Annotated in this window: 5 protein-coding genes; 2 read left to right on the forward strand and 3 right to left on the reverse strand. The window is 60.7% G+C overall.

Features of this window, described 5'->3' with window-relative positions; translation table 11 throughout:
- Positions 1-15: 15 nt before the first annotated feature.
- A complete protein-coding gene (locus tag P9250_RS10130) occupies positions 16-2,211 on the reverse strand; it encodes a hypothetical protein (RefSeq protein ID WP_409014856.1) in 2,196 nt (731 codons plus the stop codon).
- A 281-nt stretch (positions 2,212-2,492) separates the two neighbouring features.
- On the opposite strand from P9250_RS10130, the gene gmd reads away from it, so the two are divergent.
- Together gmd and P9250_RS10140 are read left to right on the forward strand one after the other, a co-directional pair.
- Complete coding sequence (gene gmd, locus P9250_RS10135) at positions 2,493-3,536, forward strand: GDP-mannose 4,6-dehydratase (RefSeq protein ID WP_310392717.1); 1,044 nt, start codon at positions 2,493-2,495, stop codon at positions 3,534-3,536.
- A gap of 6 nt (positions 3,537-3,542) precedes the next feature.
- Positions 3,543-4,460, forward strand: coding sequence for a GDP-mannose 4,6-dehydratase (locus P9250_RS10140; RefSeq protein WP_250468644.1), 918 nt, complete (start codon positions 3,543-3,545; stop codon positions 4,458-4,460).
- A gap of 63 nt (positions 4,461-4,523) precedes the next feature.
- Here the strand turns inward: P9250_RS10140 and P9250_RS10145 are convergent, their stop codons facing one another.
- Together P9250_RS10145 and P9250_RS10150 are read right to left on the reverse strand one after the other, a co-directional pair.
- Positions 4,524-5,690, reverse strand: coding sequence for a glycosyltransferase family 4 protein (locus P9250_RS10145; protein ID WP_310392719.1), 1,167 nt, complete (start codon positions 5,688-5,690; stop codon positions 4,524-4,526).
- Between the two features lie 60 nt (positions 5,691-5,750).
- Positions 5,751-6,770 (reverse strand): glycosyltransferase family 4 protein (locus tag P9250_RS10150; RefSeq protein ID WP_310392721.1); only part of this gene is annotated, 1,020 nt, incomplete at its 5' end.

The following is a 6,770-nucleotide window of genomic DNA, read 5'->3' on the forward strand; positions in this document are numbered from 1 at the left end:
CGGTTCCTCGCGACTTCATGTGCCGGGTTTCCAGCGGTACATCATCACCTTGCCTCGTGCGTCTTCCTCGACGAACACCAGGTACTCGCCATCGCCGCGCTTATAGGCGCTCACGCCATTGGGTACGTCCACCCAGCCCGACGCATGACCGACTTCCGCCCCCGGCTTGATTACGCCTACCTCTTTGCCGGAGTCCTTGTCGAACACGTGCACGTCGCCAACAGGCTCGACCGCGAACACGTATTGCCCTTCGACGGTCACACCAATCACGGTCGATAGCGGCTTCTTCTGCGTATCCCACGGCAAGTCGATTGCATAGCGTTGATGCGGGCCGTCGGACCAGTGGTCGTAGCGCACGAGGCGCTTGCCGACCTCTTTCCAATAGCGCTTGTCGTAAGGCGCGTCCGCTGTATAACCGGTGACATAGAGCGTGTCGCTTGCCGCGTCGTAGATCGCGCGGCGCAATTCGGTGAACGGCGCGGGAACGGGGTACGTCTCGATGTTTTCGTAGTCGTAGACAGGATTGCCTTGCTTGTCGAGGCCGCCATAGCGCACGCGATAAATGCCCTTCACGTCGCTCGTGCGCCAGATGTCGCCTTTGATATCGACCCACCAGCCCCAGCCGCCCGTCATGCGCGCAGTGCCCGGATTGCGCTTGAATTCGCTTTCGTCGAAGCGGCCGTTGCCATTGCTATCGCGCCAAATCCACTCGCCGCCTTCGGGGCGGTTCGGCACGTTCTGCACGGGGCGTGGTCTTCCCGCGATAAAGCCCGATGGAATCGCCAGCTCGCCGTCATGCTTCGCATCGAAGCGATAGATCTTCATGTGATCCGCATACATGTCGGTCAGAAACAGGAACGTGCGGCCATCGAGTTTTCTTGCGATAGGCATGCCCGGCCATTGATCGACGTGAAACACCGGATCGTCGGGATACTTGAAGCGGCCCGACAGAAAGCCCGCGTATTTCCAGTCCTGTCCCGCAGGCTTCGACAGGTCCAGCTCGAAACGCTTGTTGCCGGTAAAGACGCTATTGGGGCGGCCCGGATCGATCCACGCGCCATCGACGAAAAGAAGCCCTTGCGTCTGCCAACGCAACGCGCCATTGGCGGCATAGCTTTCCAGCGTCGCGCCAAGACCGGCGCCCGTCGAACCCGTGCGTGGCCCTATTCCGTTCGTCGACACGTAGACGTTGCCAGCGGCATCGACACCCACGCCTGTCAGGCCATTGAAGCGACGCGGGCCCGACGTTCCCGCAACGCCGGAGAAGATGCCGCCGCGCTCGCCCAACGCGCCAGCTTCGAGATAAGCATTCGCCTTGCGCAAAAAGAACAACACTTGCTGACGCGGCCCGTTATCGGCTACAAGCAGACGCCCTTCTCTGTCGATGGCGATATCCACCGCGCTGCTATCGGCATTCAAGCGCGGCGCATCGTCCAATAACGCGCCCGATGCGGCGTAATGCGCGATGCGCGGATGATCGCCATTGCTCTCCACGATCGCCCATAAGGAACCATCCGCCGACAGCGCGATTTTCCCCGGCTGCGGCGCGCTCCATTGCGCTTCTTTTTGCATCGACTGCGCGTCATAGACTTCGATGCGATTCAGCGCCGTGTTCGCCACATAAAGCCTTGTTTCGCTTGCAGCAAGACCGCTTACGTCCTGTCGTGCGTCGTTCGACTCGTTGATCGTGAGGAAGCTGCGCGCCAGCGTGGCGCGCGGGTCCTTTTCGTCCAATGCACTCGCACCGAAAGGCACGGGACGCTTGACGTCGTTGATATCGCGACGCGATACGCCCCACCACTGCTTGCCCGCAGGCGGCCACACGCCTTGCTTGACGAGCCGGCCTCGTTCGTTACCTACGCCGACGGCGACAAATACATAGCGCGAATTCACTGCAACGGCGTTGCCGCCGGAAGCGCCCCATCCATGCGTGCCGCCGGCGTAACTCGACATGCGGCCATCGCGATACACGCTCGCTTCCGCGCCGCTTTCGTCCCACGGCGCATTGGTGAACACGCGGCCATCGGGCGCAACGGCAATCGCCGTGATGTTGATCTGCGTCCATGTGCCGTCGCCAAAGCCCGACGTATTGCCTATCCACGATGTCTTTGCATCGAGCACGGGCGGCGTCGCGAATGCGCCAGCCGCCACGCACGCGAGCGGCAAACAGATCAGCCTGCAAACGGAAGTGAAGAACGAATTACGCTGCAACGGGGCCTCCGATAAAACTGCGTGCACGCCGGGTGCGCTCGATGCATCGGGACGTCGTCTGGTCGCATCAACGAGAAGAGTCGCGGTCCGACGCTTTGCAGGTTAGAGGCCAAATAAAGCTAAAAAAACGAAAAATATTCGTCTGCTAAATGGCATTCGCATGGCTTAAGAAACGTCTTTTCCTAAGCGCCGAATGGCGCGCTCATTAAAAATTGCTAAAGGTTTTTTTCCGATTTCTTTTGCCTAGAATCGCCTCATGACATCACCGACGAGGTAACACCATGGCCACGCAGAACAAGGCGATCATCACCGGAGTATCGGGGCAGGACGGCGCGTATCTTGCCAAGCTGCTGCTCGACAAAGGTTACGAAGTGGTCGGTACGTATCGGCGCACGAGCTCGGTGAATTTCTGGCGTATCGCGGAACTCGGTATAGACCGGCATCCGAAGCTCAAGCTGGTTGAGCACGATCTGACCGATCTTGGTTCGAACCTGCGTCTGCTCGAATCCGCCGAAGCAAGCGAGCTCTATAACCTCGCGGCGCAAAGCTTCGTGGGCGTCTCCTTCGATCAGCCTTCGACGACCGCGGGCGTCACGGGCTTAGGCGCACTCAATCTGCTCGAAGCCGTGCGCGTGATCGATCCGACGATCCGCTATTACCAGGCATCGACATCGGAGATGTTCGGCAAGGTGCAGGCGATTCCGCAATCGGAGGAGACGCCCTTTTATCCGCGTAGCCCATATGGTGTGGCCAAGCTGTTCGCTCATTGGACGACGATCAATTATCGCGAGTCGTACAACATCTTCGGATGCAGCGGCATCTTGTTCAATCACGAATCGCCGTTGCGTGGCCGTGAATTCGTCACGCGCAAGATAACGGATACGGTTGCAAAAATAAAGCTCGGCAAGGAAGAGTTGCTCGAGCTTGGCAATCTCGACGCAAAGCGCGACTGGGGCTTTGCCGCCGAATACGTGGAAGGCATGTGGCGCATGCTGCAGGCGAGCGAGCCCGATACTTATGTGCTCGCCACCAATCGCACGGAGACGGTACGCGACTTCGTGCGCATGGCATTTGCCGCAGCGGGTTATCAACTTGAATGGGCCGGTAAAGGCGAGCGCGAACGCGGTATCGACATATCGACGGGACGCACGCTGGTGCGCGTGAACCCGAAGTTCTATCGTCCGGCGGAAGTGGATTTGTTGATTGGCAGCGCGGACAAGGCACGCGAAAAGCTGGGCTGGCATCCCTCGACCACGCTCGAAGCGCTCTGCCAGATGATGGTCGAAGCGGACCTGAAGCGTAACGAATTGCAGCCTACCTTCTGAACGCCCATGCCTCGTCGCGCACTCATAACCGGGCTCTCCGGCTTCACGGGCCGCCACATGGCGGCGCATTTGATGAACGCAGGCTACGACGTCTGGGGCACCACGTCCGCTTCGCCGGAAGCCGATGTGCCCAATGTCGTCGGCCTGCCCGTCGATCTGCTCGACGCTGACGCCCTCAAGTCATTCGTCGCCGATGCGCGGCCCGATGTCGTCGTGCACCTGGCGGGCGCGGCGCATGTCACGGGCAACACGCCGAGCACGACTTATCTCGTGAATATCGTCGGCACGCGTAACCTGCTTGCCGCGCTCGCCACGCTCGACCGCAAGCCGCGCGCGGTCTTGCTTGCAAGCACGGCCAATGTGTATGGCAACGCGGCGGTGGAAGTGATCGATGAAGATGTCGATATCAAGCCCGCCAACGACTATGCGGTCAGCAAGCTCGCGATGGAACAGGCATCGCGGCTATGGATGGACCGGTTGCCGATCTTCTTCGTGCGGCCGTTCAACTATACGGGCGTGGGCCAAAGCGAAGACTATGTGTTGCCGAAGATCGTCGGGCACTACGCGCGGCATGAAGCACGCATCTCGCTCGGCAATCTGAATGTGTCGCGCGACTTCTCCGATGTACGGGACGTGGTAGCCGCCTATGCGAAATTGCTCGAAGCGGCGCCTGCGGGTGAGACGTTCAACATCTGCTCCGGGCGTAGTCATTCGCTTGGCGAGGTGCTTGAAATGCTTGCGCGCATAGCCGGCTACAAGATCGATGTATTCGTCGATCCGCGTTTCTTGAGACGCAATGAGATCGCGCGGCTCGTCGGGTCCAATCGCAAGTTGCGGCGGGTGATCGGGCAAGTGCCGGCTACACCGATCGATCGCACGTTGGAGTGGATGTACGAGTATATGAGCGCGCGAGTAGCGGTCTGATTTGCGCTTGAGCGTCGATTAAAAGCGCTTCGGCGGTTATCCGCGGAAGCGCTTTATCGTTTTTCAATGCACCGGTCCCGCTTCAATCGCTTCCTCATAAACTGCAGCCACGCGCCGCGCAATCACGCCGCGATCGAAATGTTCCCACGCGTAACGCCTGCAATCCGCCTCGTTCGGGAGATCGAGCGATCCATCGAACGCGGCGATCAGTCCATCGGCGATAGCATCCGCGCCGGTCGATGCCAGCACGAGGTCCTCGGATAGTCCACGCACCGCTTCTGGCAAGCCACCAACCGGCGTAACCAGCACCGGCGTTCCCGAAGCCAGGGATTCCACGGTAATCAAGCCGAAACCTTCCAACGTGACTGTCGGCACGATACTCACATCGGCGGAACGATAAAGCGCGGCGAGCTGCTCATCGGGCACGAAGCCGAGCAGGCGCACGTTATCCTGCAAGCCCGCTGCATCGATACGCTGCTGCAACTCGTCCGCAAGCCGGCCTTTGCCCGCGATCAGCAGTAGCACATCGGGGATCTTCGCTTTCACGCGCGTCATCGCGTCGATCAGCGATTCGAGTCCCATGCGCCGCACGAGCCGCCGCACCGAGAGCACGATCGGTCTTCCCACTGGCAATTGCAGACGCCTGCGCGCTTCGGTGCGCGTCACCTTCAGGTCGAATTGCGCAACGTCCACGCAGCCCGGCACCACGCGAATGCGCTCTTCCGGCACGCCATAGCGCGTGCTCAAAATCTGCCCGAACGCTTCCGACAAGACGATCAGCCGCGAAGAACGCGCATACACGCGCCGCTCCAGCATGAACTTCGCGCGCTGCCCGAACGAGTCGGCGCCTTCCACATGACTCTCATCCGCCCAAGGCCCCTGAAAATGCGATACCTGCGCGATGCCGCGCGTCACATCGAGACCAGGAAACGTATAAAGCGCGAAGTGCGAGGAGACGACATCGGGACGCTCACTCTTCAAGGTATCGCGCAATGCGTTGCGTGCATTCATCAGGCGTCGCGGCAACGACTGCGCGGCGGGACCGAAGCCGCGAATCGCGCCGCCCGTATCGACAGCCACGCGAGGCGAGCCCGCGACCACGCCGCGCACTTCGACGCCCGCCGCAGGCAGCGCACCGACCAGCGTGTAATACATGCGATCGAGTCCGCCCGCGCGCTCGGGGAACCAATGCATACCGATTTGCAGGGACTTGATAGTGTGCGTGCTCATGTGTGGGTCCAAGGTCGGGTTAGTCTCGGGATAAGCTCGGGATAATCTCGGGTTGAGCGGTCAGACGCCTGTTTGCGCGGAGGTTGCAGCAAGCGGGGCGGGTGAACGCTCACGCTGCGCGAAGCTGCGATAAAGGTCAAGATAACGACGCGCCATGCGCGCCCAGTTGAAATTGGTCGCGAGTTGCGTCGCCGCTTCGCCCATTTCGGCGCGACGTGCGGGCGAATGCGCCAACGTATCGATGGCGCGTGCGAGTGCCAGTTCATCGTCGGGATCGTCGAGCACGATGCCGCACGTGTCGCCTATGATCTCCGCGCCTCCAGCCGTTTGCGCCGTCACCACGGGAAGACCCGCTGCAAGCGCTTCGAGCAGCGAAAGACTCATGGCTTCGTAACGCGAGGGAAACACGAAGACATCGACGGAATGCATCAAGGTCGGCATGTCCTTGACGAGCCCGAGAAAATGCACGCGGTCCGCAATGCCGAGAATGCGCGCCTGCTCCGGATAAGGACTGCCCGGCAGATAACCCGCCACGACGAGCTGCACGCTACGCGGCAGACCCACCAGCGCTTGCAGCACCGTTTGAAGGTTTTTGCGCGGCGTGCGCAAGTCGCCGACGAAGAGCAACAGGCATGCGTCATCGGGGAGACTGAACATCGCGCGGTTCTTGCTCGCATGCGAGAACGCGGCCGTGTCCACGCCGTTATAAACCACTTCGACACGATTTCGTTCTATACCGCCCGCGCGTATCTCCTCGGCCACTTTCTCCGATACCGCCGCGATCACACGCGAGCGTCGATAAGCCCATCCTTCGAGCCACGCATTCATGCGGCTATAGATCACCTGATACGCCGACCAGACACCTCCGCTCAAGCGAAACGGATAATACGGGCTACGCGTCCAGCCGCCATGGACGAAGTGCGCGGTGTTCACGTCGGCCCTTGCCCACGTGATGAAGCCATTCACGTGCAGGACATCGTATTCATCGCGATGCGTGCGCAACCACCAGGCGCTCTTGATGGCGAAGACCTGTTGCTTGAGCAGCCGCGTCGGCCAGTAGCGGCCCGCTGTCACGCGCAC

Origin of the sequence: Caballeronia sp. LP006, assembly GCF_031450995.1 — a bacterium.
In the GTDB taxonomy this organism is placed as follows: domain Bacteria; phylum Pseudomonadota; class Gammaproteobacteria; order Burkholderiales; family Burkholderiaceae; genus Caballeronia.

What these genes read in the sequence shown, in the direction of transcription:
- gmd (WP_310392717.1), top strand. Translation starts at nt 2,493, where the DNA reads ATGGCCACGCAGAACAAGGCGATCATCACCGGAGTATCGGGGCAGGAC.
- P9250_RS10140 (WP_250468644.1), top strand. Translation starts at nt 3,543, where the DNA reads ATGCCTCGTCGCGCACTCATAACCGGGCTCTCCGGCTTCACGGGCCGC.
- P9250_RS10145 (WP_310392719.1), bottom strand. Translation starts at nt 5,690, where the DNA reads ATGAGCACGCACACTATCAAGTCCCTGCAAATCGGTATGCATTGGTTC.